The organism is Desulfobacterales bacterium, assembly GCA_021647905.1.
Taxonomy (GTDB): Bacteria; Desulfobacterota; Desulfobulbia; order Desulfobulbales; family BM004; genus JAKITW01.
On the sequence record JAKITW010000005.1, the window covers coordinates 1 to 26568 of the forward strand.

The following is a 26568-nucleotide window of genomic DNA, read 5'->3' on the forward strand; positions in this document are numbered from 1 at the left end:
TGCCGAAGTTGTTTCAAATTCCGCTTTTGCCGTCACGGCCGCGGCTCAGGGTCCGCTACACCGTTCGGTATAAGAAAACCCCTTTCCCGGTCCAACCTCAAACGTACGGGGGTTACCGAAACCTTACCCAATAACCAACAACTAAACATTCCCTTACCCCTTGACCTCACAAGAAACAGATATGGAGAGATTCCGCCTCGAAAAGGTGCTGACCCACCGGCGTACCCTGGAGACCATGGCCCGGCAGGAACTGGCCGCGGCCCAGCAGCTGGAACAAGAGATCCTGTTGGAAGTTGACGCGGCCCGGAGGCGTCTGGCTGCCTGTGACCAGGAATTCGAGCGGTTAAAGCGGGCCGGCTTGACCTCCCAGGAGTTGATCCTCCATCAGGAGCACCTCGGCCGCCAGGCCGAACATCTGGCTGCACTGCAGGAACGCCGGGGACTGGTCCGCCGGGATATTGACTCGCGCCGGGACCTGCTGATCGCGGCCAGCATGGATAAACGCCTGCTGGAAAAATTTAAGGAAAAAAAGGACCGGCAGTTCCGCCGGGAATTGCTCCGCAAGGAAAACAACATCCTGGACGAGATCGCCATCCGGCAATTCCATAACAGCGGGCGGTGAAGTTCCAGGGTTGAGTCCCCGGATGAATAAATGAATGGTTACGAGGTGATGTGATGCGTTTAAGATTTCCCGCGACCACTGCCATGCTGTTCGGAGCGCTTCTGCTCCTCCCTGCTCTGATTCATTCCGTGGCGGTCGCTGCCCGGGAAACTCCGGCGGCCGCAGTGCCGGAGTCGGTGGAAGAGCGGCGGCTGCTTTATGACATGGGCCGGGAACAGGCCCGCCTGCAGGCCGAATATCAACAACGGCTCCAACAACTTGACCTGCGTGAAATTGAGCTAAAGACTCTGGCCGGTGAGGTCGAGAAGAAACTAAACGAATTAAAGAAGCTCCGGGAATCGGTGCAACAGCTCCTGGCGGTAAAGAACGCTGTTGAAGCCAGGCGGATCAAGGGTCTCAGCAAGATGTACGCCAAGATGGCGCCGGCCCAGGCCGCCAATCTGCTGACCGGCCTGGAGCAGGACCTGGCGGTCGCTATCCTGGCGGGCATGGCTCCCAAGTCGGGAGCAAAGATTCTGGACAGTATGCCGGTCAAGATCGCAACCACCCTTTCAGTGGCGTACTCCTCGCTGGAAAAACAGTGAAAGGATTGTCCGGGTGGCCCGGCAGACAGGTGGCAACCGGTCATTGGGCAATAAGGCCTGCAATCCTGGTGGCCGCTTACAACAGATATGAAAGGAGGGTATATCCCCGTGCTGTCCGTAATGCCTGGCCCATCCCTGAACTCGCCGGCCAAAGATGCTGGATCGGTTGTTGCGGAGAAGCCGGGAGTTGATTTCGCCGTAATGCTGGCAACGGAAGCCGGGGTCCGGCCCACCGGCCCGGCCGGGCCGGCACTGCTTGAAGCAGATGGACTTGGCCCGGGTTGCCCGGAGTCTTCTTCCGATGACCGCGGCCCGGTCGAATTCGATCCGGCTGGTCCCCTGGCCCCGGGTTTGATCGCGGCCGGCCGGGAGATTGCTCCGGTTTCCGGTTCTGTTGCTGCCGCAACTGTGTTGCCCGGTCCGGCAGAGGGACATGACCGGTCCCGGCCATTGGCTGAGACTGCTCCGAATCCTGGTTCTGTTGCCGCGGCGGTGTTGCCCGGTCCGGCAGCGGGGGATGACCGGTCCCGGCCATTGGTTGAGACTGCTCCGAATCCTGGTCCTGTTGCTGCCGCAACGGTGTTGCCCGGTCCGGCAGCGGGGCATGACCGGTCCCGGCCAGTCACCAACGACATCACCCGGCCTCTGCAGTCGCGCATCGCCGGGGCCGCCATCCCGCTGTTGTTTTCCAGGGATTTCAATGGGGCGATGACGCCCGCGGCCTTGAACAGCCAGGGCGAAAGACATTCCTCACCGTTTGCCGCGGGTCTGGCCGGCGAATCCGGTAAAGACAATATTTTGACATCCGGACATGACTCGCTTTCCGCTTTGGAGGTGGCCCGGCGGGTTATGGAAAATGATTATCCCGCGTCAGCGGTTGCCGGGAGTCTCAATCGGCCGCAATCCGGGCGGCCGGCGCGAAGCGGGTTTCCCTTGCAACCGTTGCCAGCCGGTACCGGGCATCTGGCCGGGCCGTTTCCTCCCCCCACTGTTGCCGGCAGCAGCGCCGGGGTAACATTGTTGTCCGGCGTACAGCCGGCGGACGGTGCGCGGCCGGCCCTTGTCCCTGGCAATGTTCCGTCCGGCCATGGCCCGGCCCCAGGCCAGCGGAACCAGATTGACGCCGCTGTTTTTCAGGCTGCCGGCGATTCTCCGGCCCGGCGGCTGGGAACCCCGCCCACCCCGGTCCCCACTGTTGCCGGGCTGGAATCGCGGCCGGCCGGCCCGTTCGAGCAGGCTCCACGGCCTGCCGGGGAAGAGCCGCCGGGCCCCGCGGGCCGGGAGTTGACCACTGTTTTGCCGGCAGCCGCGGCCTTGTCCGGCAACGGGCCCAGGCCCGGCCCAGGCCCGGCCCATCCGCCGTTGCATCCGAACCATGGCCTGACCGGTCCTGACCGCCGAATCATTGACCAACTGGTGAACCGGGTGATCTTTTCCCGTTCAAACCAGGGTACCAGCCTGGTCCTGACCCTTCATCCCAGGGAACTCGGCGAGGTCCGTATTGAACTGGTCGCTGACAAGGACGGCCTGCAGGCGCATCTCTATTCCCGGAACCAGCAGGTCCAGGATGTCCTGGAAAGGCACCTGCCCCGGTTGCGCGAGGCCTTTGAGCAGCAGGGGCTGAAGATACATGATCTCCAGGTCGGCGGCGATGCCCGCCGTGACGCTGATACCGGTTCCAGGCCCGATCAGGGGCCATCCTATTATTCCCGGCCCGGTGTTGCCCCGGCCGTTGCCGCGGCCAACAGGGCCGAACCGGATCGGCCGGTTGAACCGTTCCCGGTTGCCACCGGCTGGTCAGGCGTGTCAGGCTTCAGCCTGCGAATATAGAAATTCAAGAAGGAGGTAAAAGCTGATGGTGGTCAGTGTAGCTGATATCGCGCCTGCCGGCGCTTCGAGTAACGGAACCATTGCCAGTGGTTCGATTCTGGGCAAGGATCAGTTCCTGCAACTCCTGGTGGCCCAGTTACAGAACCAGGACCCGCTAAAACCCCTTGACCCGACGGAGTTTACCGCGCAGTTGGCCCAGTTCAGTTCCCTTGAGCAGTTGTTCAGCGCCAACGAGAGTCTCTCCCGGATGGTCCAGGCCAGCCGGGATAATCAGGAACTGGGCCGGTTGTCGGCCGTGGGGCTGATCGGCCGCCGGGTCGAGGTCGCTGGGGCGGATTTTCATTACCGCGACACCCCGGTCGAGTTCGGGTATACCCTTGACGCCCCGGCGGCAGCGGTCAGGGCGCGGATCCTGGACTCCAGCGGCCAGGTGGTGGCGGTCCTGCCGCAGGACCAGACCGGCCCGGGCCGCCATTATTCCTCCTGGGACGGAGACGGACTGGCCGGGCGCTCCCTGCCGCCCGGGGATTACCGGCTGCAGGTGGAGCGGGTCGACAGGGAATCGGCCACCGCTGTTCCAACCCGGATCCGGGGGGTGGTGGCTGGTGTGGATCTGGACAGCCAGGGCAGTATCCTGGCGACCAGTGCCGGCGAGTTCGGCCTGGCGGAGGTCGTAAGCGTGACGGATTGATGGTAAGTGATCACAGGCACCCCATCTTCGCACGATCGCTCCTGCCCGCATAGGCGGACTATAGCGGCCGGTCACGCTTGCGCAAATCTGCGGCACCTGTGGTCACTTACAGGTTTGGGGGTAATAATATCACAGAGTTATACACCCAGTGATCAGTTACGATTGATGAAATGGTGCCGGTACCACTTGTAACCGGTTGGTTTCGCACAGTGGCATTTGAAAAAGTTGAGCTTTTTACGAGTTCATCAAAATTGTCGGTCTCGCAACAACCCGCTCGACGGAGGTGATTCGTCTTGTAACTTGTTGATTTTATTGGGTGGCATTTGAAGCCTTTCGGGTTGTTACGAGTTCATCAAAATTAACGGAGGACAATCATGGGCATTCTATCTTCTCTCTACAGTGGTGTCAGCGGCCTTGCCATTAATGCCAACGCCATGAGCGTGATCGGCAACAACATCGCCAACAACAACACCATCGGCTTCAAGACCGGGCGGATGCTCTTTTCCGACCTGCTCTCCAGTTCGGTGTCCGGTTCCGGCGGCACCAGCCAGGTGGGCCGCGGGGTCGGCTTTTCCTGCATTGACAACATCTTCAGCCAGGGAACCCTGGAAAATACCGAGCAGAATACTGACCTGGCCATTGAGGGCGATGGCTTCTTCATGGTCAAGGAACCGATCACCGGCGGTACTCTTTATACCCGGGCCGGGGCCTTTCGCTTTAACGCCGACGGCTATCTGACCAACCCGGAAGGGCTGCACGTCCAGGGCTATGCGCTGAACAGCCTCGGCAATATCTCCGGCGCCTTGACCGATATCCAGGTGGACACCATGTCCCTGAGCGCGCCCAAGGAGACCGAAAACATCGCGCTGGCGACTAATCTCGATTCCGGTGCGCCCTACCTGGGGCCGTTCGATGTCCTGGATCCGAGCAATACCAGCAACTACGCCAACTCCCTCAATATCTACGATTCCCTGGGCAATGCGCACCTGCTGCAGACCTATTTCACCAAAATGGACCCGGCGACCAATCCCCTGGAATGGGAGTGGAACGCGACCGTGGATGGCGCCGAACTGGGCGGGGCCGCCGGCCCGGTGGTGGTGGGCAGCGGTACGTTGCTTTTTGATATCAACGGTGAGATGACCGCGGCCAATCCCCCGACCCAGTCGACCCTGGCGGGCGTGCTGACCTGGGACAACAATTCCGATCAGACCCAGCAACTCGATCTGACGTTCAAAACCACCCAGTACTCCAGCGCCTCGGTGGTGATTTCCCAGTCCCAGGACGGCTACACCACCGGCAGCATCGCCCAGTTGTCCATTGACAACCAGGGCAATGTCCTGGGCAACTACTCAAACGGCCAGCCCCGCAAGCTATTTCAGCTCGCCCTGGCCAGGTTCAGCAACCCGGCCGGCCTGGTAAAGCAGGGGAACAACATGTTCGCCGACGGCACCGAGTCGGGTAACGCCATTGTCGGCACCGTTGGTTCCGGCATCGGCAAGATCTTTACCAATGCCCTTGAACAGTCCAACGTGGACATTGCCCAGGAGTTCATCAACATGATCACGGTCCAACGCGGTTTTCAGGCCAGTTCGAAGATCATCACCACCACCGACGAGATGCTCAACGACCTGATCAATCTCAAGCGTTAGGGCTGGTCAAATTTTTGACTTGTTCGGGCCGGTCTTTCGAGACCGGCCCTTTTTTTTATCGTCGCGGGTGTAACCTGCTGTAAACAGGTGGATGTTTTTTTACGGAAAGCATGGCACACGGTTTGCTATTCCCCTCCGGGAATGATCTTCTCCCTCTTGCGGGGGTGATACTACTTTTGTCGGTCTCGCAACAACCCGCTCGACGGACGTGATTCGTCTTGTAACTTGTTGATTTTATTGGGTGGCATTTGAAGCCTTTCGGGTTGTTACGAGTTCATCACTTTTAAGGTAAGGCATTTATGGATCTGTCCACCCTCCTGGGAATCGTTGCATCATTTACCTTGATGATCCTGGCCATTCTGTCGGGCGGCTCGATTTTTCTGTTTTTCAATGTCCCGTCGGTGATCATCGTGGTCGGGGCCACGATCGGTTCGACCTTTATCCATTATCCGTTCCGGGATATCTTCGGGGCCGCCGCAGTGTGCAAGAAGGCATTTTTTCATCGTGAGCCGACCCTGCGGGAAACGGTTGCGCAACTGGTCCGTTTTGCCGGCAAGGCCCGCAAGGAAGGGATACTCGCCCTGCAGGAGGTGGCCGGCGAGATCCAGGACCCCTTTTTCCTCAAGTCGCTGCAGATGGCCATCGACGGCCTGGAGGCCGAAGACCTCCGGCAGATGCTGGAAAGGGAGATTGAGTATATCCAGGGACGGCATGAGGATGGGGCGGATATCTTTGTCGCCATGGGAACCTATGCCCCGGCAATGGGGATGATCGGCACCCTGATCGGCCTGGTGCAGATGCTGCAGACCATGAACGATCCATCGACCATTGGCCCGGCCATGGCCGTGGCCCTGTTGACCACCTTTTACGGGGCGATCATCGCCAACGTCATCTGCATGCCGATTGCCGGCAAGCTGCGCAACCGGTCCCAGAAGGAGATTCTGCGCAAGACCCTGATCGTCGAGGGCATGCGCTGTGTGCTGGTGGGCGAGAATCCGCGGCTGATGGAACAGCGGCTCCATGTTTTTCTCGCCCCCAGGCTGCGGGAGAGCAGCTTCGGCAAAAAAGGATAGCCATGGCCAGGAAATCCAAAAAAGCGGCCCCCGGGGCCCCGGCATGGATGGTCACCTTCAGCGATATGGTGACCCTGCTGCTGACCTTTTTCGTACTCATGCTGTCGATGGCCAGCCTGGACAAGATGAAGTTCGAGGATGCGGCCGGTTCGCTGCGCAACGCCTTCGGGGTGATGAACGGGAGCAACATGACCGATATCACCAAACCCAAGGTGGTGGAGTTCGTACCGATCAGCGATGATTTTGTCAGCCGGCTCTACCAGCGGATGTTAACCGAGTTCAAGCGGCTGAAGATCGATGCGCGGATTACCCTGGTCAAGGACCGGGGCGCGGTGGTCCTGCGGGTCAACGAATCTCTGCTGTTCGCGCCCGGGCAGACGCGGCTCCGGCCCGAAGCCTACCCGGCCCTGGCCGACATCGCCAGGCTGGTGCAGGACCTGCCGCTTCACCTGCGGATCGAGGGCCATGCCGACAATACCCCGGTCCGGGCCGAGGGGGTCAGCAACTGGGACATCTCCGTGGCCCGGGCGGTCTCTGTTCTCAAATATTTTGTCAGCAAGCGGCTGTTGCCGCTGGATCGGCTTTCCGCGGTGGGCTACGGTTCGCAGCGACCGGTGGCGGCAGGAGACAGCGCCGAGGCCCGGGCGATGAACCGGCGGGTCGATTTTGTTCTGGAGAGTATCGGCGGCAACCGGGATGAGCTGCCCTACCTGATCAATGTCAAGGACCAGATGGCCTTTTAACCCGCATTTTTTCAATATCGAACAGGGAGATAACCATGGCTGAGGCAGCTGAGGCAGCGGTTGAGCAAAAGGGTGGCAAAAGGACAATGATCATCATCGGGGGGGTGGTGCTCCTGTTGATGATCGGTTGCGGGGCGGGCGGCTATTTTTTCGGGGTGAAGAACAGCGGCAAGGCCGCGGCAGCCGACGCCGCCGGGCTGGAACAGGCGTCCGGCACGGCGGCCGCGGCCAGCGCCGGCATCGGTTCGCTGCTGGCCATTGACGATATCATCGTCAACCTCCTTGACGATCGCGAGACCCGCTACCTCAAGGCGGCCATCACCCTGGAGCTGGACAGCCCGGCCGTGGCCGAGGAGGTCGAGCAGCGCAAGCCCCAGGTGCGCGATGCGGTTCTGCTGCTGATGAGCAGCAAGACCTTTGCCGAACTGCGCGACCTGCAGGGCAAGCTGCAGCTCCGGGCGGAACTGTTGGAGCGGATCAACGGGTTTCTGCAGACCGGCAAGGTGAAAACCATTTATTTTACCGATTTTGTCGTGCAATAGGGGGGAGCGTGGAACGGATCCTGAGCAAGGAAGAGATCGCCGAGCTTCTCTCGGCCGTTAAGGAGGGTGAGGTCGAGACCGGCAGCGGGCCGGAGGGCAACGACGGCGGGCGGAGCGTGGCCCGGCTGGACCTGGTCCGTCTGCCCGGTCCCGGGCACTGGAAGATTCCTAATCTCGATATCGTCCTTGAGGCCTTTGCCCGTCATTTTGCCGCCTCCCTGACCAACCGGCTGCAGCGGTCGGTGACCATCAAACTGGCGGAAATCGAGTCCGGCGAGTTTGAGCCGATCCTGGCGAAGCTGACCCCTTACGGGGCGATCGGCATCCTCAGCCTGGAGCCGTTCAAGTCCGGTGGACTGCTGATCTTTGACGAAAGGCTGGCCTTTGTGATGCTGGAGATGCAGTTGGGCGGGACCGCGGCGGGCAAGATGACAACCCTGAACCGGACCTTGACGACCATTGAGACCAATATCCTGTCGGCGATTATCAGCGATTGCTGTCCGGACCTGCAGAAGGCGTTCAGCGCCATTGAGCCGGTCCATGTCAAACTGCTCAAGGTTGAGAACAATCCGCGGCTGGTCAACATCGTTGAGCCGGACACCGGGGTCCTGGCCGCGGGTTTTACCGTGGATATCGACGAGTTTTCCGGACCCATGACCCTGGTCATTCCCCATGTGTCCCTGGAGCCGATGCGCGAGCGTCTGCGGGACACCATCCTGTCGCTTTCGTTCCAGCGCAGCGACGGCTGGTCAGCGCGTCTCCGGCAGGGGGTCGGCCAGTTGCACTCAACCGTGGCCGGCCAGGTCGCCGAGGTCAGGCTGCGGCTGCGCGATATCATCAACTTTCAGGTCGGCGACGTCATCGAGTTCAGCGCCCCCCGGAACTCCCGGATAAGGGTCCTGGTCGAGGGACGGCACAAGTTCAACGGCGTGGCCGGGGTCCGTAACGGCGGCAAGGCCGTGCGGATCAATGAAATCCTTTTAAATGGAGCAGACAATGAGCCAAGCTGATGGAGCTGATGTTGCGGCCGTGACCGAGCCGTCACAAAAAAAACAAGCGGTTGCGCAGGAGGGTGAGCAGGGCATGAAGAACTTCGAGTTTCTGCTGGACATCCCGCTGAACATCTCGGTGGAGGTGGGCCGCACCCGGATCATGATCAAGGATCTGCTGCAGATGCGCGAGGGCAGCGTTGTCGAACTGGACAAGCTGGCCGGGGACCCGCTCGACGTGTACGTTAACTCGCGACTGATCGCCAAGGGCGAAGCAGTGCTGGTCAATGACAAGTTCGGCATTCGGTTGACCGATGTGGTCAGCCCCTCCGAACGGATCGAGAAACTGGGATGAAACAGCTGCTGATTTTTGTTGTTGTCCTGGCAACGCCGGTTCCGGCCCTTGCGGCCGGGAGCCCCTCCGGGCTGCTGGTCCCGGGGCTTAAAATGGTGGCCGGTCTGGCCGTGGTGCTGGGGCTGCTCTACCTTCTCCATGCCCTGTCGCGCAAGGGATTGTTTATGATGCCCGGGGCCAAGCAGGGGCTGATCCGGATCGTTGAGGTGCGGTCCCTGGGGGGCAGGAAGGGGCTGTGCCTGGTCGAGGTCCGCGGTCAGGAACTGTTGCTGGGGTTCGGCCCGGAGCGGATCGAGTGTCTGGCCCGGCTGGAGCCGGGCGCGGCAGCCAAGGGCTTTGCCCGTCAACTTGACCTGGCCCAGGCCCAGGGCCAGGGGCAGCCATGAACGGCAAACGGTTCCATCAGTGGCTGATTGTCCCGGGGCTGGTTGTGCTGGGGCTGGTTGTCCCGGCCGGCCTTCAGGCGGCCGGCCTGCCGACCATCACCCTGGGCATCGGCGAGGCCGCCGGACCCGGGCAGGCCGTTCCGGTGCTGCAGATTCTGCTGATCCTGACCGTGCTTTCGGTGGCGCCGGCCATCCTGTTGATGACAACCTCCTTTGTCCGGGTCGTCATTGTTCTCTCCTTTGTCCGCCAGGCGATCGGGACCCAGCAGATGCCCCCTAACCAGGTGATCATCGGCCTGGCCCTGTTTCTCACCTTTTTCGTCATGTCCCCGGTGTTGCACCAGATCAACGACACGGCCCTGCAGCCCTTTCTGAATAAGGAGATCTCCCAGGGGGATGCGCTTGAAAAGGCAGTGCAGCCAATGCGGGACTTCATGCTCAGGCAGACCGGGGAAAAGGATCTGGGACTGCTTGTCGACATATCCGGGCAGCCCGGGCCGGCAACCCCGGAAGAGATCGAAACCATGACCCTGATCCCGGCCTTCATGCTTTCGGAACTGAAGCGTGCCTTTCAGATCGGCTTCATGATCTTTGTCCCGTTCCTGGTGATCGACATGGTGGTGGCCTCGGTGTTGATGTCCATGGGCATGATGATGCTGCCGCCGGTCATCATCTCGCTGCCCTTTAAATTGCTGCTGTTCGTCCTGGTCGACGGCTGGACCCTGACCGTTGCCTCGCTGATAAGGGGCTTTGCCTGACCTTGTTCTCCTTCCGGCAAGATAGGAGGTTTTTTCGCCATGACCCCTGAATTCGTGGTTGATCTGGCCCGCAAGGCAATCGAGACCACCCTGCTGCTGGCAGCGCCCATGCTCCTGGCCGGGCTGGTGATCGGCCTGCTGGTGAGCATCTTTCAGGCAGCCACCCAGATCAACGAGCAGACCATGACCTTTATCCCCAAGATCGTGGCGGTGCTGCTGGCGCTGCTGCTGTTCTCTCCCTGGCTGATCAAGATCATGCTTGCCTTTACCAACGAGGTGTTTGCAGAGATCGCCAGGGTCGGCGGCTGAGACCCGGCATGGATCCGACCTTTCTCTCCGTTGAAACCTTTCAGCGTTTTCTGATCTGCGTGGCGCGGATCGGCGCCCTGGTCGGAAGCCTGCCGGTCTTCAGCGGCGGCCAGACGCCGATGCGGTTCAAAACAGCCCTGGCGGTTGCCTTTTCCCTGGTGGTCTTCCCGGTGGTTGATCCCCTGCTGCCGCGGTTTGTTTTTGAGCCGTTCACCCTGGGCCTGCTGCTGACCCGGGAGGTCATGCTGGGGGTCATGGTCGGTTTCATTGCCAGGCTGATCTTCACGGCGGTCGAATTCGGCGGCACGATCATCGGTTACCAGATGGGCTTTGCCGTGGCCGAGGTGTTTGACCCGCAGAACCAGCGGCAGATCTCGTTGATGTCCCAGTTCCAGAACGTCTTCGCCATCCTGATCTTCCTGGCCGTGGACGGTCATCATCTGCTGCTGCGGGCCATGGTGGAATCGTTCCGCCTGGTGCCCCCGGCCGCCGAACTCCTCAACCGGGAGGTGGTCCCATACCTGATGGAACTCACCGGCGACATGTTTATCCTGGGGGTCAAGTTCAGCGCGCCGATTCTCGCGGTGCTGCTCCTGTCCAGCCTGATCATGGGGATCATGTCCAGGGTCTTTCCGCAGTTGAACGTCTTCATGTTGTCCTTTCCGGTCAACATCGGCCTGGCGTTCATCCTCCTGGGGCTGACCCTCAACCTGGTCGCCGGGCTGCTCAGCCGCGAGTTCGTCGACCTGGGCGGCCGGGTCCTGGAACTGTTCAACCGGCTGTAGGGGGCGGCAATGGCGGAAGATCCGGGACAGGAAAGGACAGAACAGGCGACTGCCAAGCGGCGGGATGATTTTCGTAAAAAGGGGCAGGTGGCCCAGAGCCGCGAGGTGCAGACCGCGGCCCTGATGACCGGCGCCGTCCTGATCTGGTACGCCTACGGGTCAACTTTCTGGCAGTCCCTGAACCAGCTGTTGGCGCATCTCTTCGGCATTGCCGGCGGTTTTGCGCTGAGCCCGCTCTCGGCCGGCGACCTGCTCGCTTTTCTGCTCGGCCGGCTCGCCCTGTTGCTCTGGCCGCTGCTGCTGCTGGTGCTGGTGGTCGGTTTTCTGTCAAGCTTTCTGCAGATCGGCTGGCTGTTCACCACCAAGCCCATGGCCCCTGATTTCAGCAAGCTCGATCCGGTCCAGGGGCTGAAGCGTTTTGTCTCGATCCGCTCGCTGGTGGAACTGCTCAAGTCGCTGGCCAAGATCCTGCTGGTGGGCTGGGTGGCCTACCGGACCGTGCGGCCTGAACTGGCGTCGGCCGCCATGCTGATAAATATGGAGGTGGTCGATACCCTGCGTTTTCTCGGCCGGGTATCGGGTCTGGTGCTGCTCAAGAGTTGCGGGGTGCTGATTCTGCTCGCCGGGGTCGATTTTCTGTTTGTCCGCTGGGAAATGGAACAGAAAATGAAGATGACCAAGCAGGAGCAGAAAGAGGAGTTCAAGGAGACCGAGGGCGATCCGTTCCTCAAGGCCCGGATCCGTTCCCTGCAGGCCCAGATGGCCCGCCGGCGGATGATGGCCGAGGTGCCCACCGCGGACGTGGTGATTACCAACCCGACCCAGCTGGCAGTGGCCATTGTTTATCAGCGGGACAGGATGGAGGCGCCGCAGGTCGTTGCCAAGGGCGGTGACCTGGTGGCGGCGCGGATCAGGGAAATCGCCGGCAACAATGGCGTACCGCTGGTGGAGAACGTTCCGGTGGCCCGGGCGCTCTTCCAGGTGGAACTGGGCGGTGCGGTCCCGGAAGAGCTGTTTCTGGCAGTGGCCGAGATCCTGGCCTATGTCTATAACCTGAAGAGGGTGATGTAATGATAGCCGATGTTCTGGAATCCCGCTGGTCGCGACTTGTTTTTCGCAGCGACGCGATCATTTCCCTGGCAGTGGTCGCCATCCTGATGGTGATGATCATCCCGTTGCCCTCGGTGTTGCTCGACATGTTTCTGGCAACCAACATCACCGTCAGCCTGCTGATCCTGGTTATCAGCCTTTACACGTCCCGGGCCCTTGATTTTTCTGTTTTTCCCTCGCTGTTGCTGGTGACCACCCTGTTCCGTTTATCTCTCAACGTGGCCTCGACCCGGCTGATCCTCCTCTACGGCAACGAGGGTCCAGGGGCGGCCGGCTCCATTATCCAGTCCTTTGGTCAGTTCGTGGTCGGTGGCAATTATGTGGTCGGGATCGTGGTCTTTCTCATCCTGGTGGTGATCAACTTCATGGTCATTACCAAGGGTGCCGGCCGGGTTGCCGAGGTTGCCGCGCGTTTTACCCTGGACGCCATGCCTGGCAAGCAGATGGCCATTGACGCTGATCTCAACGCCGGCCTGATCAGCGACGACGGGGCCCGGGCCCGCAGGGAGGAGATCGCCCGGGAGGCGGATTTCTACGGCGCCATGGACGGCGCCAGCAAGTTCGTGCGCGGCGACGCCATTGCCGGGATCATTATCACCCTGATCAACATCGGCGCCGGGTTCATCATCGGGGTCCTGCAGAAGGGGATGCCGATGATCCAGGCGGCCCAGAACTATACCATTCTTACGGTGGGTGACGGGTTGGTCGGCCAGATTCCGGCCCTGGTTATTTCAACCGCGGCCGGGATCCTGGTCACCCGCAGCGCCGGGTCCGGTGATTTCGGCTCTGAACTCAAGGGGCAGTTCACCCCCCATCCCCGGGCGATCTGGGTGGTGGCGGGGATCCTGCTCGCCTTTGTCCTGATTCCCGGGATGCCTAAAATCGCCTTTCTGATTCTTGCCGCACTGCTCGGGGCCGGGGCCTACCAGTTGCAGAAGAATTTCCGCCGGGCCGCGGCGGAAGAGCAGGCCGTGGCATCCGAGCAGGTCCGGCCGGAACAGATCGACTATCAGCAGATGCTGGGTGTCGATCTGCTGGAACTGGAGGTCGGCTACGGCCTGATTCCCCTGGTCGACGCCCAGCAGGACGGGGAGTTGCTGCAGAGGATTCACTCCATTCGCAAACAGTTCGCCCTGGAGATGGGAATAATCATTCCACCGATCCATATCCGGGACAACCTGCAGCTCAAACCCAATGAGTACGGGATCTTGCTCAAGGGGACCCGGGTTGCCCAGGGAGAAATTCTGCCCGGCCATTTTCTGGCAATGGATCCGGGTACGGCCACCGAGCCGGTCAAGGGCACGCCGACCACTGAACCGGCCTTCGGGCTCCCGGCCCTGTGGGTTCCCGTTGACCGCAAGGAGCGGGCCCAGATCTCCGGCTACACGGTGGTTGACTGCAACACGGTGATGGCCACCCACATCAGCGAGACGATAAAGCGGCACTGTCACGAGTTGCTGGGCCGGCAGGAGGCACAGAACTTGCTTGATAACCTTGCCAAGAGTTATCCGAAACTGGTTGAAGAGCTGGTTCCCCAACTGCTGTCACTCGGTAATGTTATGAAAGTACTGCAAAACCTGCTGCGCGAACAGGTCTCGATCCGGGACATGCGCTCGATCCTTGAGACCCTGGCCGATCATGCCGGCCAGAGCCAGGATCCCGACGTGCTGACCGAGGATGTCCGCCAGGCGCTGGGCCGCTCGATCTGCAGCCGCATCAGCGAGGACGGGGCCACGCTGCCGGTACTGACCTTTGACCGCAGGATCGAAGAGACGCTGCAGGAAGCGGTGCAGAATCCGGGGCAGGGGGGGTATCTGGCCCTGGACCCGGACCGGGCCCGGGCGATTCTGGCCGCCCTGAGCAAGACCGGCGAGTCCTGGAGCGGCGGACAGCAACAGGTCCTGCTCTGCCCGTCAACAATCCGGCGGCATGTCAAAAAGTTGACCGAACGTTATCTGCCCAATCTGGCGGTTTTGTCTCACAATGAGATTGCCGCGCATCTCAAGGTCAAATCCGTGGCCACGGTGAGCATCCATGAAGGTTAAGGTCTTTGAGGCCAACGACATGGGCACGGCCCTTAAGATGGTCAGGGAGAGCCTGGGCCCGGACGCCTTGATCCTGTCCACCAGGACCGTGCGCAAGGGCGGGCTAGGCCTGCTCGGCAGATCGACCCTTGAGGTGACCGCGGCGATCGATTCAGCGGATTTCGGGTCAGAACCGCCGGTTGCCGGCACCCCGGCCGCGGGTGATGACCAGGGTGATCCAGAGTTGACCTACGACAGGATCTGGCGCCGGCGCAAGGTTATTGACCCCCTGGAGGAAGAGGTCCTGGAACTTAAGGGCCATCTGGCCAACCTGGATGTCGAGGCGCTGCGTACGGAGATCCTTGAGCTGAAGGACCTGATGAAGAGCCATGCCGCCCTTGCCCCGGCCGGGCAGTCCGCCGGTCCGGCAGCCGAATCGCCGCTGATGGGGATGATCGTCGAACTGAGTTCCCGCGGGGTGGAGCCGGCAACCGCGGAACAGATCGTCCGGCGGGCGGTCCGGCAGCAGCCCCTTGACCGGAGCAAGGTAAGCCCGGGTGAGTTTCTTTCCCAGGCGATCGCCGGTTCGATCCGTTGCAGCGGGCCGTTTTACGGGCCGATGAGCGGAAAACCCCGGCGGATCGCCCTGCTTGGACCGACCGGGGTGGGAAAGACAACCACGGTGGCCAAACTGGCCGCCGACTACCTGCTCAACCAGGGTCGCAGCCTGGCCCTGGTGACCATTGACATCTACCGGATTGCCGCGGCCGAGCAACTCAAGGTCTATGGCGAGATCATGAATATCCCGGTGGACGTTGCCGGCAGCGCCCAGGAGTTCAAGCGGGTCATGCAGCGCCACCAGGACAAGGAACTGGTGCTGATCGATACTGCTGGCCGCAGTCCGCGTGACCGGGAAGGAATCGAGGCGTTACACGCCTTGATCGGCCCGGAGAGCGGGATCGAGAACCACCTGGTTCTGTCGGTCACCACCCGGGAGCGGGAAAACCATACCGCGGTCCAATGTTTCACCGGGGTGCCGCTCAAGAGCATGATTCTGACCAAGCTGGACGAGTGTGACACGCTGGGGCCGCTGCTCAACATTCATCTCCGGCACGATACGCCGTTGTCTTACCTGACCGACGGCCAGCGGGTTCCCGAAGATCTGCTGCTGGCTGAACCGGCCCGGGTGGGGCAACTTATCCTCGGGGCCCAGGCAGGTAAATGAGCCGGTCGATATTACCCCTGGACAGGGCCGGGTCCGGCCGGGGCGGCCTTTATCCAACCAGCATGGCCGGAGCAAACTTTATGGCCGCGGCCACAACCAACAATGAAAATCTCCCCGGACAGCGAGCTTCGTCCGGAACGACTTTGATATAAACATCATGGAACAGGTAAACAACCCCATGGATCAGGCAACCACCCTGCGCACCCTTGCCGGCGACTGCAAGCCGGAGCTTCAGCCCCGGGCCGACTCCAAGCTTGCCTCGGTTATCTCGGTCACCAGCGGCAAGGGCGGGGTCGGCAAGACGGCGGTGGTGGCCAATATCGCCCTGGTTCAGGCCAGGCAGGGGCGGCGGGTGATGATCATTGATGCGGACCTGGGCCTTGCCAACATCGATGTGGTGTTCGGCTTGAACCCGCGCTTTAACCTGAACCACTTTTTTTCCGGGGAAAAGACCCTTGAAGAGATTGTGATCGAGGGTCCTTTCGGGATCAAGATCCTGGCGGCCGGTTCCGGGGTCCAGTCCTTCACCCACCTGAGCGCCCCGCAGAAACAGCGCTTCCTGGAAAGCATGGATGTGTTTCACGGCCTTTTCGACCTGATGCTCATCGATACCGAGGCCGGGATTTCTGAAAACGTGACCTATTTCAATGTGGCGGCGCAGGAGATCCTGGTCGTCACCACCTCGGATCCGACCGCGATTACCGATGCCTATGCGTTGATGAAGGTACTTTCCAAACAGTATCACGAGAAACGTTTCAACCTGATTGCCAACCAGGTCAAGGATCAGGACGAGGCCCTTGAAATCTATAAGAAACTGACCATGGTGTCCGGACGCTACCTCGATATCTCCATCGATTTTCTCGGTTGGATACCATATGAGAGACGGATGCGGGAGACGATCTCCAGGCAGCGGGTGATTGCCGATCTTTTCCCGGGGACCCGGGCCAGCCGGAACTTTGAAGAGATAGCCCGGCAGCTCGATTCCCTGTTGCGGAACGGTTGTCCCAAGGGCACAACGCAACTCTTCTGGAAACGCCTGATGGAGTTTGAATAGGGGATGACATGAACCAAGCCTTTGCCTGCTATCAGAGCCCGGCGCCGGTCCTGGACCGTGACCGGCTGATCAGGTCGCATCTGCCCCTGGTGGATTTTCTGACCAGCCGGATGGTTGCCCAGGTCCCCCACTATATGACCCGGGACGATATTGCCAGCGCCGCGGTCCTCGGCCTGGTTGACGCGGCCCAGCGTTTCGACCCGGCCAAGGGGGTGCAGTTCAAGACCTTTGCCGAGCAGCGGATCCGTGGGTCGATCATCGACGAGGCCCGGAAAATGGATGCCTTTTCCCGCACCCTGCGGGCGAAACAGTCCCGGATCGAGGATGCTGTGGCCCGTCTCGAAGGGAGGCTGGGACGGACCCCGGAAGAAGTGGAGATCGCCGCGGCCCTTGGTTGCAGTCTCGAACAGTATCGCCGGCAGTTGCAGGAGGTCAGTCATCTCGGGATGGTCAGTCTTAACAAGACCTTTGGCCGCGAGGGGACGGCAGGGGTCGAGCTGCAGGAGATGATCGAGGACAAGAGCATCCCCGGTCCCCATGAACAGGCCGAGGGCAAGGCCCTGGCCCGGGAGATCGCCCGCCATCTGCGGGGCCTCTCCGAAAAGGAGCAGCTGGTCGTTAGCCTCTATTACTATGAAGAGTTGAGTCAGAAGGAGATTGCCCGGCTCCTTGATCTGACCGAGGGACGTATTTCACAGCTCCACAGCCAGGCATTGATCAAACTACGGGCAAAGATGCGTCGGCAACGCGATTGATCCGGACGGAATAATGGTGGGATGATGGCAAGGGACATGATTTTTCTGCTGGTGCTGTTCAGCGCCGGCACACTGGCCGTACTCAGTTTCTGGCTCGATGGCCGGCTGCGCAAGGCCCGTTGCCGGCAACAGGAGGCAGAGGCGGCCCGGGTCGAGTATCAGCAGCAACTGTTGCGCCTGGAGCGGCAGCTGGCCGCCGGCCTGGCGCCGGCCACCGTGGCGGGTCCGGCAGACCGGTCCCGGCGGGAAGGTGCGTTTGCCGGGCCGCTTGGGCAGGCCGGGCTGCGATTACGCCTGCGGCAGGGGCCGGTGCGCACCACCGGGGTGGTCGAGCGGTATCGGCTGATGGCGGCAATGGCCCGGCAAGGGCTGGCGGCCCAGGATATCAGCGCCGTGCTGCGGTTCTCTGACAGCGAAACAGAACAGTTGCTGAAACTATCCCGGGTCGGCCGGCGGGCCGCGGCTTAAGGAAAGGTACAAGTTCACCAGCACCTCATCTTCGCCCGTTTGGGCCTCCTCACATCCGCCAAGGATAGATTCGGAGCCCCAAACGAACGAATCCAAGGCACTGGTGAACTCGTACGGGCTGAGTATCCCCCGAGGTTGTCGCCCTTGGTGAACTGTTACAAGGGAAGAGGATTTTTTGCCCGGGGCGGGCTAAAGAATCCAGCCCCGGCGGTCGAAGAGAGTTTCGACCCCATATGGAGGAGAGTATAGATGAGTTCAGGCATGTACAGTGCGGTTTCCGGCGCCGCGACCCGGCTGCGGATGATGGACACGATCAGCGATAACCTGAGTAACGGCAAGACCCCCGGATTCAAGAAAGGCGGGTTTTTTTTCGCCTCGATGCTCGACCGGTCGGTGGACCTGCGGCAGGCGCGGGGCATCGATTATACGCAGATCAAGGAGGGATTCTCCGATTTTACCCAGGGTGAATTGATCCGGACCGGCGTTCCCCTGCAGCTGGCCATCGAAGGGGAGGGGTTCTTCAAGGTGCGGGATGGGAACGGGCAGATATTTTTCACCCGCCAGGGAATGCTGCGCCGCGATCCTTCCGGCCATCTGTTGACCCAGCACGGGATGAAGCTGATCGGCGAGAATGGGCGGCCCCTGTCGTTCCCTGACAACGGGGTGACCATCGACGAACAGGGGATGGCGCAACTGTCCGGCGGCCAGAAGATGCGGGTGCCGGTCTACTCGGTCCCGGATCTTGCCATGCTCGAACGGGTGGGCGGCGGGTTGTTCCGGGCGGCCCGGCCCGAGGATGCTGTTATGCTGGAGAGACCGCGCGTCTTTCAGGGCTACATCGAGGATTCCAATGTCAACATCATGCGGGAGATGGGCCGGATGATGGAGTCCCTGCGGATTTTCGAGGCCTGCCAGAAGATGATGAAGAACTACCGTGAACTCGACCGCAAGGTTATTGAACTGGGAGTTATCGGTTGAACTGATGTTTTCACCCATTGGTGAATTACTGCACGGCCACCGCAACAAACACAAGGAGCAGGTCAGATGATCAGGGCATTATGGACCGCCGCCACCGGCATGGAAACCCAGCAGCTCAACATGGACGTGATCGCCAACAACCTGGCCAATGTCAACAGTTCGGGCTTTAAAAAAAGCCGGGCCGATTTCCAGGATATCCTGTATCAGACCGCCAAGCTGCCCGGCACCACCTCTGGAACCGGCAGTGAAACACCGACCGGGGTCCAGGTGGGCCTCGGCTCCAGGGTGGCGTCGGTGCAGAAGGTCTTTACCGTGGGCGACATTCGCAAGACCGAGGGTGAACTGGATCTCGCCATTGAAGGCCAGGGCTTTTTTCAGATCACCCTGCCGAGCGGCGATCTCGCCTATACCCGGGCCGGGGCCCTGAAAAAGGACAGCACCGGCCGGCTGACCACCCCGGAAGGGTATCCGCTTTATCCCGAGATCGTGATCCCCAGCAATGCCAGCAGTGTCTCGATCAGTGAAAACGGCAGTGTCGAGGTGATGCTTGACGGGCAGAACATCCCCAGCGAGGTCGGCACCATCGAACTGGCCCGGTTCAGCAACCCGGCGGGGCTGAAGAGCCTCGGCCGCAGCCTGTTCAGCGAAACCCTGGCAACGGGTGCGCCATCCACCGGCATCCCGGGGGAAAACGGGTTCGGCATGCTGTCGCAGGGCTTTCTCGAGGGCTCCAACGTCAGCATCATGGAGGAAATGGTCAACATGATCGCCGGGCAGCGGGCCTATGAGGTGAATTCCAAGGCGATCAAGACGGCTGATGAGATGATGCAGATGACCAACAACCTGGTATAACGGAGCAACCATGACAACCGGTTTTTTCAGTTTGCTGATCGCCGGCCTGAGCCTGCTGCTGGCTGTGGCCGGCGCCGGTCCTGCCCGGGCCCTGGAGTTTCCATTGGCTGTTGACAGCAGTGGCGCGCAAGTTGTTGATCAGGCCCGGATCAGGGGGCTTCTCGATGCCTTTCTGGTGGCCCGGGCCGATATGCTGCCAATGGCCCGGGTCCGCTTCAAGTCGGTCGAAGAAATAAGGCCCTTTGAATTGCCGGCCGGAGTGGCGACCTGTGAGATCGTGCCGGCCCTGCCGGCGATTATCGGCAGCCGGCGGTTCAGCTTGATATTCCGGGTCAATGGCCGGGTGAAGAAAAACCTCGCCCTGCGCACCGATCTGGAAGCGCTTGCCCCGGTCGCGGTTGCAGCCATAAGTTTGCCCCGCGGCGCGGTGATTGCCCCGGGAGATGTGCGTATGGTGGAACGGGACCTCAGCGGCCTGCGCCAACCATGCCTGGACGCCGGGTCCCTGGTCGGCAAGAAGGTGCGCCGGACCCTGCGGGCCGGCGAGGTCCTGCTGAAGGGGCTGTTGAAGACTCCGCCGGTGGTGCGCCGGGGCGACCTGGTAACAATGACCCTGCGCAGTGGCGGCATGGTCCTGACCGCCCGGGGGGCGGCCCGGGAAAACGGGGTGACCGGGGCCACGATCCGGGTGCGCAACAACGCCTCGCACAAAGAAATACTGTGCCGGGTGACCGGTCCCGGCACGGTGGTGGTGGAGATGTGAGATGACGAGAATATGGCTGTTAATGGTTGTCCTGTTGCTGCTCGGGGGGTGTGCGGCGATCCAGCCCCCGGCGCCGCCGCCGGTCGAGATGGCCGCCGGGCCGGCGGTGCGGCCCGCGTCCGCCCCTGGTTCCCTGTGGAACAGCGGTAGCGCCGGGATTTTTGCCGACCTCAAGGCCAGGCGCATCGGGGACATCCTGACCGTGGCCATTTACGAGAAGGCCAGCGCCAGCAAGGAGGCGACCACCAGTACCGGCAGGGACAGCAGCGCCTCCGCCGGGCTGACCAACCTGTTTGGCCTGGAAGCGGAGATAGGCAAGATCAATTCCGCGATTGATCCCGGCAAGTTGATTAATGCCAGCTATGTAAACGGGTTCAAGGGGACCGGCGCCACCACCCGCAAGGAAGACCTGGTGGCAACCCTGACCGCCCGGGTGGTGGCGGTGCTGGCCAACGGCAACCTGAAAATTGCCGGCAGCAAGACGGTGACCGTCAACCGCGAAGACCAGTTGATCAAACTGACCGGCGTGGTCCGGCCGGCTGATGTCTCTGCCGGCAACATCGTTGATTCCAAGTATGTTCTCGATGCCCGGATCGTCTATACCGGCAAGGGTGTTATCAGTGATAAACAGGGGCAGGGCTGGTTGGTCCGGGCCCTGGATACGGTCTGGCCTTTTTAGATAGTGCCCGTCCAGAAATGGCCCTTTCGCTCAATCTCGGCGTCATGCTCAAAAAATAATCCTCGAGTGAGGGAGATGCACAGAACAATCGGACTACTTTGCCTGTTGGTGATTCTCTGTTGGCCGGGCCCCGGCCTGGCCACCCGGATCAAGGACATTGCCGATATCGCCGGGGTTCGCGACAATCAGCTGGTTGGCTACGGGCTGGTGGTCGGCCTCAACGGCAGCGGTGACGGCGCCGGCACCCGGTTTACGGTGCAGTCGCTGGTCAACATGATGGAACGGATGGGCCTCACCATTGACCGCAACGCGGTCAAGGTGTCCAATGTCGCCGCGGTGATGGTCACCGCCCAGCTCCCCCCTTTTGCCAGGACCGGCAACGGCCTGGATGTCCTGGTCTCCTCGGTCGGTGATGCCAAGAGCCTGGTCGGCGGCACCCTGTTGATGACGCCGCTCAAGGGGGCCGACGGCCTGATCTATGCGGTCGCCCAGGGGCCGCTGATGGTCGGGGCCCTGTCCTTCGGCGGCAAGGCGGCCAAGGTCCAGACCAACCATCCCACCGTGGGACGGATTCCCGGGGGCGCCCTGATCGAACGGCAGCTGCCGCCGGTCCTGCCGGATAACGGTGAACTGGTCTACCGGCTGCGCCAGGCCGATTTCAGCACCGTGGCGCGGATGACCAGGGTGATCAACGACCGGTTCGGCGCCGGAACCGCCGAGCCGCTGGACGGCGGCGGGGTCAGGATCGTCATCCCGGAGGGCTACCGGGACAAGGTGCTGTTCATCGCTGATCTTGAAGGACTGCAACTGCAGCCGGACGCCCGGGCCCGGATCGTCCTGAACGAGCGGACCGGGACGATCGTGATGGGTAAGGATGTCCGGATTTCAACCATTGCCGTTTCCCACGGCAATCTCAGCCTGATGATCAATGAGTCCGCCTCGGTGTCCCAGCCCAACCCGCTGGCCCAGGGTGATACGGTAATCGTGCCCGAGACCACGATCCAGGTGAACGAGGATCAAAGCGAGTTGGTTGTGCTCCAGCGGGGGGTCAGTATCGGCGAGGTGGCCAGGGCCTTGAACGCCATCGGCGCCACCCCCCGTGACCTGATCGCCATCTTTCAGGCGATCAAGGCGGCCGGGGCGCTGCATGCGGAACTGGTGGTCCTTTAACCGTAACCCTGACCCACATGCAAGGATGCCGATGAATCTGTCCATTGATCCCCGATTTCCCCCCCAGCCGGCGGCTCCGGCTACCCCTGCCGAGCGCCGCAAGAGTGGCGATGATCCCGCCCTGGCCAAGGCCTGCCGGGATTTTGAGGCGATCTTCCTGCAAGCGCTTTTCAAGGGTATGCGCGCGACCGCCATTGAGGGCGGTCTGTTTGAAAAAGGCAATGACCAGGAGATGTTTCAGGACCTCATGGACATGGAACTGGCCAAGTCAGCGGCCTCGCGGAATATGCTCGGCATCGGCCGGGCCCTGTTCCGGGATTTGCAGGACCAGAGGTAGTGTCTGTCCGGAAATCGCGGAATTGTAAGGTTTCGGTAAACCCCGTACGTTTGAGGTTGGACCGGGAAAGGGGTTTTCTTATAGCGAACGGTGTAGCGGACAGGGGGGGTACTGAATGTTTACCCGGAATATTTTTTCCCAAGCTGCTAAATATTTGTTTCAGCCAGTCGATAAGAGATACAGGCAAGGACTGGCAGCAGTGGACCGATGACCGGTCCTGGTCCGGATCGAACAGCGGCCATGTTTCCCGCCGGGTCGGCCAAGGTATCGCGCCGGCCGGGGATTGCGGGGAATTCTTATTATGAACGGACAGCAGGCAACCATGTCGGCCTGGGGTGATCACCATGACGGATAACATCAACTTCGGCAGTGGATTGGGGCCGATTAACCGCATTAATGGGCAGCAGAAGACAGCGGACTGCCGGCCAAGGGCTGACAAGGGTCCTGTTGATCGGGTGGATTTTTCCTCGGTTCTGCAGGAGGTGAGCAGGGCCAGGGAGGTCCCGGCCCCGGTTGACAGCGAACGGGTGCAGAAGCTGGCCTTGCTCAAGGCCCAGATTGCCGACGGCTCCTACCGGCCCGATCTGGAAAAGGTCGCCGTCAGTCTGATTGATTTCCTTGCCGGGGTGAAATAGTCATGTCCGGTCATACCCTTGCCGAGCAGCTGCAGCAGCTGCATGACCTGATTCTGCGTGAGCGGGAATGCGCCAAGGCCCTTGATCTTGACGGCCTGCGGGCCGTTACCCGCGAAAAAGAGGAACTGGTGCGCCGGCTGGAGCCGGCCGTGGACCGGGGACCTGAACTCCGGGCCCTGGCGGAAAAGATCAAATTGGAAAACCGGCGCAACGCCTATCTGTTCTGGTCGTCCCTGAAGTTTGTCCGCGACAGCATGTCGTTTTTCACTCGCCAGGTCAGCCCGCCCGCTGCCTATGGCGCCGGCGGGCGGATGATCGAAAGCAGCGGCAGCGGCCTGGTCCTGGCCGGGAGAGTGTGAGATGGGCGGGATCGGCAGCGCATTGAGTCTGGGCAAAAGCAGTCTGCTCACCGGGCAGAAGGCGCTTGAGGTGGTGGGCAACAACATTGCCAACGTGAACACCCCCGGGTATTCACGCGAGGTCCCGGTGTTCAATGATTTTCCCACCTTGATGATCAAGGGGGTCTCGACCGGCAGGGGCGCTTATATCGACCAGGTGGAGCGCCAACACGACCTTTTTCTGACCCGCCAGATACAGGCCAAAAACGCCGGCCTGGGGGAGGAGGCGGCCAAGGCGCCCCCCCTGGCCGAGATCGATCGCATCATTGATATCTCGGAGAACGGCCTGGCCGCTGAAATCGACCGTTTTTTCGGCTCCTGGCAGGATCTGAGCGCTGACCCCGGGAGCCGGCTGACCCGGGAGGCGGTGCTGCAGAGCGGTATCCGGCTGACAAAGGCCTTTGCCCGGCCGGTCAACGAGTTAACCGGCCTGCGCAAGAGTCTTGACTTTACCCTGGCCGCCCGGGTCAACGAATTGAACGACAAGTTCGAGGAAATGGCGAGCCTCAATCAGACGGTTGCCAACATTGAGTCCGCCGGCTCGAACGCGCTGGCCGCCCGGGACCGGCGGGACGTCCTGCTCCAGGAGATCTCCCATGCCCTGGGCGGTACATCCATTGAGGGCGATAACGGCATGGTTTCCTATTTCCTGATCAACGGGCTGCCGGTGGTGCAGGACCAGAATGCCTACTCGCTGAGCCTGGTCCAGGCGGGCAGCGTGATGGGGTTGCAGCTGCAACTGGGGAGCCGGCAGATTGCGGTGACAGCGGACAACCTGGCCGGCGAGTTCGGCGGTCTGCTCACGGTGCGTGACCAGCTCATCCCGGGGTTGGTCGATGACCTGGACAAGCTCGCCTACAGCCTGGCCGATGCGGTGAACCAGGTCCACCAGCTCGGCACCGGGCTCGACGGGGTGTCATCCCGTGATTTTTTTGTTCCCCCGGCCCAGCAGGCGGGCGCGGCGACCTCGCTGGCCCTGGCCTTTAACGACTATCGCCAGGTGGCCGCCGGCCGGTCGGCCGCTCCGGGGGACAATGCCAATGCCCTGGCGCTGAGTGACCTGGGCACCGCGCCGCTGGTTGACGGCAGCCAGAGTTTCAGTGAATTCTACGGCCAGATCGCCAGCAACCTGGGGATGGAGGTCCGCGGCAATGAGCTGGCCCTGGCCGGCAACCAGGATGCCCTGACCCAGTTGAACAACCTGCGCGACGGCAAGGTCGGCGTGTCCCTGGAAGAGGAGATGATCAACCTGTTCCGTTACCAGAAGAGTTTTGAGGCCTCGGTCAAGTTTTTAAGCACGGTCGACGAGATGATGGATTCCCTGCTCAGTATCAAGAGGTAGCGCATGCGAGTCACCGAGTCCAGCACCTATCGCACCCTGATCCAATCCATGAACCGGAACAGCCTGCGCCTGCAGGAGGCCCAGATCGCGGCCGCCACCGGGAAAAAACTGCAAAAGGCCTCGGACAATCCGGCCGGGGTCGGGCCGGTGCTCATTGCGCGGGGACAGCTGCAGAGCGCCAACCTGTTTCTCAAGAACAGTGCGGCGGCCGCGGATCGTCTGAAGTCCCAGGACACGGAACTGGGCCAGGTTGACAACCTGCTGGTCCGGGCCATTGAACTTACCATCGCCGCTGGCAACGGCGGTTACGGCCGGTCCGAACGTACGGCAATGGCCAACGAGATCCGCGATATCAAGGCGGAAATGCTCGGCCGGGCCAACGGCCAGATGGACGGCAGGTATTTTTACGGCGGTTTTCAGGACCGGACCCCCCCTTTTTCGGTCAACCCGGGCTACGATCCGGTACTGGATCCCCGGCCGGTGCTGTACAACGGCGATAACGGGGCAGTGGAACTGGAGATTGCTCCGGACGAGAAGATGACGGTCAATTTCACCGGCAATGCCGTTTTTCTGGGCGATGAGGATGGCGACGGGCTGGTCGATGGCGGCCGGGTCGATGTGTTTGCCGTGTTGACCTCCCTGGAGGAGGCGATGCGGGCCAATGACCAGGCCGGGGTTACCGCGCTGGTGGACGATCTATACGCGGCCCAGGAGCAGATCGGGGTGTATCAGGGCAAGACCGGCTCAGCCCTTGGCCGGCTGGACCGGTCCATTGAGCAGATGCGGGATATCCAGGTCGATCTCCAGGAGATTCTCTCCCGCTATCAGGATGTCGACCTGGTCGAGGCGATCACTGATATGACCCGGCAGGAACAGGCGCTGCAGGCGGCCATGGGCGTCACCGGGCGGATCGCCAGACTGTCGATCCTTGATTATCTGTAACCGGCCGGCGGGCCGGGGTAACCACTGTAAGCGAACACCGGCGCCAACTCCAGGCATGATCGCTCCCGCCCGCCGGGTGAATTATTCTTTATTTCAAAGTAGAAAACCTGGTCCTCAGGGCCAGGTCAGTGACTGTCGGCTTTGCCGATAATTTATATACCTCTGAATTACGGGTAATCGAATGACGAACAATCGAATGACGAACAATCGAGTGACGAATAAAGGGCTGTAGCGGACCGTCATAGATGCGGCGTCCGGGGAGACGGACGTGACTTCAAGCCAGGGAGGGCGATATGCTGGTATTAACCAGAAAGGCAGGGCAAGGCATTGTAATCGGCGGAACTATCACCGTAACCGTACTCGAGGTCAAGGGAGGTGGCATTCGAATCGGAATCGATGCGCCGCCGGATAAAAAAATATACCGGCAGGAGGTCTATGACCGGATCTGCCGGGAAAATGTGGAGGCAGCCAAGTGGAATATTGCCGATCTGGATGTATTGAATCCGAATATCGCAACAAC

Annotated in this window: 30 protein-coding genes and 1 pseudogene; all 31 read left to right on the forward strand. The window is 61.2% G+C overall.

What is annotated here, in order from left to right:
* The first annotated feature begins 181 nt into the window (after positions 1–181).
* Entirely contained in the window at positions 182–622 is a 441-nt protein-coding gene (locus tag L3J03_01375) for a flagellar FliJ family protein (GenBank protein ID MCF6289647.1), read from the forward strand.
* 53 nt (positions 623–675) lie between these two features.
* Positions 676–1206 (forward strand): hypothetical protein, encoded by a 531-nt coding sequence (locus L3J03_01380; GenBank protein MCF6289648.1) that lies wholly within the window; start codon positions 676–678, stop codon positions 1204–1206.
* A gap of 201 nt (positions 1207–1407) precedes the next feature.
* Positions 1408–3036, forward strand: a complete 1629-nt coding sequence (locus L3J03_01385) for a flagellar hook-length control protein FliK (GenBank protein ID MCF6289649.1) — start codon at positions 1408–1410, stop codon at positions 3034–3036.
* 25 nt (positions 3037–3061) lie between these two features.
* The gene (locus L3J03_01390) at positions 3062–3727 is read left to right on the forward strand and encodes a flagellar hook assembly protein FlgD (GenBank protein ID MCF6289650.1); all 666 of its coding nucleotides are present in this window, start codon (positions 3062–3064) and stop codon (positions 3725–3727) included.
* Between the two features lie 374 nt (positions 3728–4101).
* Entirely contained in the window at positions 4102–5376 is a 1275-nt protein-coding gene (locus L3J03_01395) for a flagellar hook protein FlgE (protein MCF6289651.1), read from the forward strand.
* A 299-nt stretch (positions 5377–5675) separates the two neighbouring features.
* On the forward strand, positions 5676–6449 hold the full coding sequence (locus tag L3J03_01400) for a MotA/TolQ/ExbB proton channel family protein (GenBank protein ID MCF6289652.1): 774 nt from the start codon (positions 5676–5678) through the stop codon (positions 6447–6449).
* A 2-nt stretch (positions 6450–6451) separates the two neighbouring features.
* Positions 6452–7192 carry a flagellar motor protein MotB gene (locus L3J03_01405; GenBank protein ID MCF6289653.1) on the forward strand — a complete coding sequence of 247 codons (741 nt, stop codon included), beginning with the start codon at positions 6452–6454 and terminating at the stop codon, positions 7190–7192.
* A gap of 35 nt (positions 7193–7227) precedes the next feature.
* Positions 7228–7734: a flagellar basal body-associated FliL family protein gene (locus L3J03_01410; protein ID MCF6289654.1), complete on the forward strand. Its 507-nt coding sequence runs from the start codon at positions 7228–7230 to the stop codon at positions 7732–7734.
* Between the two features lie 8 nt (positions 7735–7742).
* A complete protein-coding gene (locus L3J03_01415; protein ID MCF6289655.1) occupies positions 7743–8744 on the forward strand; it encodes a FliM/FliN family flagellar motor switch protein in 1002 nt (333 codons plus the stop codon).
* A complete protein-coding gene (gene fliN, locus L3J03_01420) occupies positions 8731–9078 on the forward strand; it encodes a flagellar motor switch protein FliN (protein MCF6289656.1) in 348 nt (115 codons plus the stop codon). The genes L3J03_01415 and fliN overlap by 14 nt, the downstream gene beginning before the upstream one ends.
* Positions 9075–9464, forward strand: coding sequence for a flagellar biosynthetic protein FliO (locus L3J03_01425; protein ID MCF6289657.1), 390 nt, complete (start codon positions 9075–9077; stop codon positions 9462–9464). The genes fliN and L3J03_01425 overlap by 4 nt, the downstream gene beginning before the upstream one ends.
* On the forward strand, positions 9461–10222 hold the full coding sequence (fliP, locus tag L3J03_01430) for a flagellar type III secretion system pore protein FliP (protein ID MCF6289658.1): 762 nt from the start codon (positions 9461–9463) through the stop codon (positions 10220–10222). Before L3J03_01425 ends, fliP begins: the two co-directional genes overlap by 4 nt.
* Before the next feature lie 39 nt (positions 10223–10261).
* Positions 10262–10531 carry a flagellar biosynthesis protein FliQ gene (fliQ, locus tag L3J03_01435; protein ID MCF6289659.1) on the forward strand — a complete coding sequence of 90 codons (270 nt, stop codon included), beginning with the start codon at positions 10262–10264 and terminating at the stop codon, positions 10529–10531.
* 8 nt (positions 10532–10539) lie between these two features.
* Entirely contained in the window at positions 10540–11316 is a 777-nt protein-coding gene (gene fliR / locus L3J03_01440; protein ID MCF6289660.1) for a flagellar biosynthetic protein FliR, read from the forward strand.
* Positions 11317–11325: 9 nt separating this feature from the next.
* Positions 11326–12387 (forward strand): flagellar biosynthesis protein FlhB, encoded by a 1062-nt coding sequence (flhB, locus tag L3J03_01445; GenBank protein ID MCF6289661.1) that lies wholly within the window; start codon positions 11326–11328, stop codon positions 12385–12387.
* Positions 12387–14471 carry a flagellar biosynthesis protein FlhA gene (flhA, locus tag L3J03_01450; protein MCF6289662.1) on the forward strand — a complete coding sequence of 695 codons (2085 nt, stop codon included), beginning with the start codon at positions 12387–12389 and terminating at the stop codon, positions 14469–14471. The genes flhB and flhA overlap by 1 nt, the downstream gene beginning before the upstream one ends.
* A complete protein-coding gene (gene flhF, locus L3J03_01455; protein ID MCF6289663.1) occupies positions 14461–15675 on the forward strand; it encodes a flagellar biosynthesis protein FlhF in 1215 nt (404 codons plus the stop codon). Before flhA ends, flhF begins: the two co-directional genes overlap by 11 nt.
* 178 nt (positions 15676–15853) lie before the next feature.
* Entirely contained in the window at positions 15854–16729 is an 876-nt protein-coding gene (locus tag L3J03_01460; GenBank protein ID MCF6289664.1) for a MinD/ParA family protein, read from the forward strand.
* Between the two features lie 8 nt (positions 16730–16737).
* Entirely contained in the window at positions 16738–17484 is a 747-nt protein-coding gene (locus L3J03_01465) for a FliA/WhiG family RNA polymerase sigma factor (GenBank protein MCF6289665.1), read from the forward strand.
* 21 nt (positions 17485–17505) lie between these two features.
* On the forward strand, positions 17506–17952 hold the full coding sequence (locus tag L3J03_01470) for a hypothetical protein (protein ID MCF6289666.1): 447 nt from the start codon (positions 17506–17508) through the stop codon (positions 17950–17952).
* Between the two features lie 249 nt (positions 17953–18201).
* Positions 18202–18930 (forward strand): flagellar hook basal-body protein, encoded by a 729-nt coding sequence (locus L3J03_01475; protein ID MCF6289667.1) that lies wholly within the window; start codon positions 18202–18204, stop codon positions 18928–18930.
* A 66-nt stretch (positions 18931–18996) separates the two neighbouring features.
* Positions 18997–19782 carry a flagellar basal-body rod protein FlgG gene (gene flgG / locus L3J03_01480; protein MCF6289668.1) on the forward strand — a complete coding sequence of 262 codons (786 nt, stop codon included), beginning with the start codon at positions 18997–18999 and terminating at the stop codon, positions 19780–19782.
* A gap of 10 nt (positions 19783–19792) precedes the next feature.
* A complete protein-coding gene (flgA, locus tag L3J03_01485; GenBank protein MCF6289669.1) occupies positions 19793–20545 on the forward strand; it encodes a flagellar basal body P-ring formation chaperone FlgA in 753 nt (250 codons plus the stop codon).
* Position 20546: 1 nt separating this feature from the next.
* Complete coding sequence (locus tag L3J03_01490; GenBank protein ID MCF6289670.1) at positions 20547–21224, forward strand: flagellar basal body L-ring protein FlgH; 678 nt, start codon at positions 20547–20549, stop codon at positions 21222–21224.
* 75 nt (positions 21225–21299) lie between these two features.
* Complete coding sequence (locus L3J03_01495; protein MCF6289671.1) at positions 21300–22394, forward strand: flagellar basal body P-ring protein FlgI; 1095 nt, start codon at positions 21300–21302, stop codon at positions 22392–22394.
* 31 nt (positions 22395–22425) lie between these two features.
* Complete coding sequence (locus tag L3J03_01500; protein ID MCF6289672.1) at positions 22426–22731, forward strand: rod-binding protein; 306 nt, start codon at positions 22426–22428, stop codon at positions 22729–22731.
* A 344-nt stretch (positions 22732–23075) separates the two neighbouring features.
* Complete coding sequence (locus L3J03_01505) at positions 23076–23366, forward strand: flagellar biosynthesis anti-sigma factor FlgM (GenBank protein ID MCF6289673.1); 291 nt, start codon at positions 23076–23078, stop codon at positions 23364–23366.
* A gap of 2 nt (positions 23367–23368) precedes the next feature.
* Positions 23369–23725, forward strand: a complete 357-nt coding sequence (locus L3J03_01510; protein ID MCF6289674.1) for a flagellar protein FlgN — start codon at positions 23369–23371, stop codon at positions 23723–23725.
* Position 23726: 1 nt separating this feature from the next.
* On the forward strand, positions 23727–25106 hold the full coding sequence (gene flgK / locus L3J03_01515; GenBank protein MCF6289675.1) for a flagellar hook-associated protein FlgK: 1380 nt from the start codon (positions 23727–23729) through the stop codon (positions 25104–25106).
* A 3-nt stretch (positions 25107–25109) separates the two neighbouring features.
* Positions 25110–26048 carry a flagellar hook-associated protein FlgL gene (gene flgL / locus L3J03_01520; protein ID MCF6289676.1) on the forward strand — a complete coding sequence of 313 codons (939 nt, stop codon included), beginning with the start codon at positions 25110–25112 and terminating at the stop codon, positions 26046–26048.
* Between the two features lie 293 nt (positions 26049–26341).
* A pseudogene (locus L3J03_01525) lies at positions 26342–26494 on the forward strand (carbon storage regulator).
* Positions 26495–26568 lie beyond the last annotated feature (74 nt).

Excerpts from the sequence above, each read along its gene's own strand:
- fliP (MCF6289658.1), top strand. The coding sequence starts at position 9,461 with ATGAACGGCAAACGGTTCCATCAGTGGCTGATTGTCCCGGGGCTGGTT.
- L3J03_01475 (MCF6289667.1), top strand. The coding sequence starts at position 18,202 with ATGAGTTCAGGCATGTACAGTGCGGTTTCCGGCGCCGCGACCCGGCTG.
- flgG (MCF6289668.1), top strand. The coding sequence starts at position 18,997 with ATGATCAGGGCATTATGGACCGCCGCCACCGGCATGGAAACCCAGCAG.
- L3J03_01375 (MCF6289647.1), top strand. The coding sequence starts at position 182 with ATGGAGAGATTCCGCCTCGAAAAGGTGCTGACCCACCGGCGTACCCTG.
- L3J03_01385 (MCF6289649.1), top strand. The coding sequence starts at position 1,408 with ATGCTGGCAACGGAAGCCGGGGTCCGGCCCACCGGCCCGGCCGGGCCG.
- fliQ (MCF6289659.1), top strand. The coding sequence starts at position 10,262 with ATGACCCCTGAATTCGTGGTTGATCTGGCCCGCAAGGCAATCGAGACC.
- L3J03_01380 (MCF6289648.1), top strand. The coding sequence starts at position 676 with ATGCGTTTAAGATTTCCCGCGACCACTGCCATGCTGTTCGGAGCGCTT.
- flhA (MCF6289662.1), top strand. The coding sequence starts at position 12,387 with ATGATAGCCGATGTTCTGGAATCCCGCTGGTCGCGACTTGTTTTTCGC.
- L3J03_01390 (MCF6289650.1), top strand. The coding sequence starts at position 3,062 with ATGGTGGTCAGTGTAGCTGATATCGCGCCTGCCGGCGCTTCGAGTAAC.
- L3J03_01505 (MCF6289673.1), top strand. The coding sequence starts at position 23,076 with ATGACGGATAACATCAACTTCGGCAGTGGATTGGGGCCGATTAACCGC.
- fliR (MCF6289660.1), top strand. The coding sequence starts at position 10,540 with ATGGATCCGACCTTTCTCTCCGTTGAAACCTTTCAGCGTTTTCTGATC.
- L3J03_01490 (MCF6289670.1), top strand. The coding sequence starts at position 20,547 with ATGACGAGAATATGGCTGTTAATGGTTGTCCTGTTGCTGCTCGGGGGG.
- L3J03_01465 (MCF6289665.1), top strand. The coding sequence starts at position 16,738 with ATGAACCAAGCCTTTGCCTGCTATCAGAGCCCGGCGCCGGTCCTGGAC.
- L3J03_01405 (MCF6289653.1), top strand. The coding sequence starts at position 6,452 with ATGGCCAGGAAATCCAAAAAAGCGGCCCCCGGGGCCCCGGCATGGATG.
- L3J03_01395 (MCF6289651.1), top strand. The coding sequence starts at position 4,102 with ATGGGCATTCTATCTTCTCTCTACAGTGGTGTCAGCGGCCTTGCCATT.
- L3J03_01500 (MCF6289672.1), top strand. The coding sequence starts at position 22,426 with ATGAATCTGTCCATTGATCCCCGATTTCCCCCCCAGCCGGCGGCTCCG.
- L3J03_01495 (MCF6289671.1), top strand. The coding sequence starts at position 21,300 with ATGCACAGAACAATCGGACTACTTTGCCTGTTGGTGATTCTCTGTTGG.
- flgL (MCF6289676.1), top strand. The coding sequence starts at position 25,110 with ATGCGAGTCACCGAGTCCAGCACCTATCGCACCCTGATCCAATCCATG.
- flgA (MCF6289669.1), top strand. The coding sequence starts at position 19,793 with ATGACAACCGGTTTTTTCAGTTTGCTGATCGCCGGCCTGAGCCTGCTG.
- flhF (MCF6289663.1), top strand. The coding sequence starts at position 14,461 with ATGAAGGTTAAGGTCTTTGAGGCCAACGACATGGGCACGGCCCTTAAG.
- L3J03_01410 (MCF6289654.1), top strand. The coding sequence starts at position 7,228 with ATGGCTGAGGCAGCTGAGGCAGCGGTTGAGCAAAAGGGTGGCAAAAGG.
- L3J03_01510 (MCF6289674.1), top strand. The coding sequence starts at position 23,369 with ATGTCCGGTCATACCCTTGCCGAGCAGCTGCAGCAGCTGCATGACCTG.
- flhB (MCF6289661.1), top strand. The coding sequence starts at position 11,326 with ATGGCGGAAGATCCGGGACAGGAAAGGACAGAACAGGCGACTGCCAAG.
- fliN (MCF6289656.1), top strand. The coding sequence starts at position 8,731 with ATGAGCCAAGCTGATGGAGCTGATGTTGCGGCCGTGACCGAGCCGTCA.
- flgK (MCF6289675.1), top strand. The coding sequence starts at position 23,727 with ATGGGCGGGATCGGCAGCGCATTGAGTCTGGGCAAAAGCAGTCTGCTC.
- L3J03_01400 (MCF6289652.1), top strand. The coding sequence starts at position 5,676 with ATGGATCTGTCCACCCTCCTGGGAATCGTTGCATCATTTACCTTGATG.
- L3J03_01470 (MCF6289666.1), top strand. The coding sequence starts at position 17,506 with ATGATGGCAAGGGACATGATTTTTCTGCTGGTGCTGTTCAGCGCCGGC.
- L3J03_01425 (MCF6289657.1), top strand. The coding sequence starts at position 9,075 with ATGAAACAGCTGCTGATTTTTGTTGTTGTCCTGGCAACGCCGGTTCCG.
- L3J03_01460 (MCF6289664.1), top strand. The coding sequence starts at position 15,854 with ATGGATCAGGCAACCACCCTGCGCACCCTTGCCGGCGACTGCAAGCCG.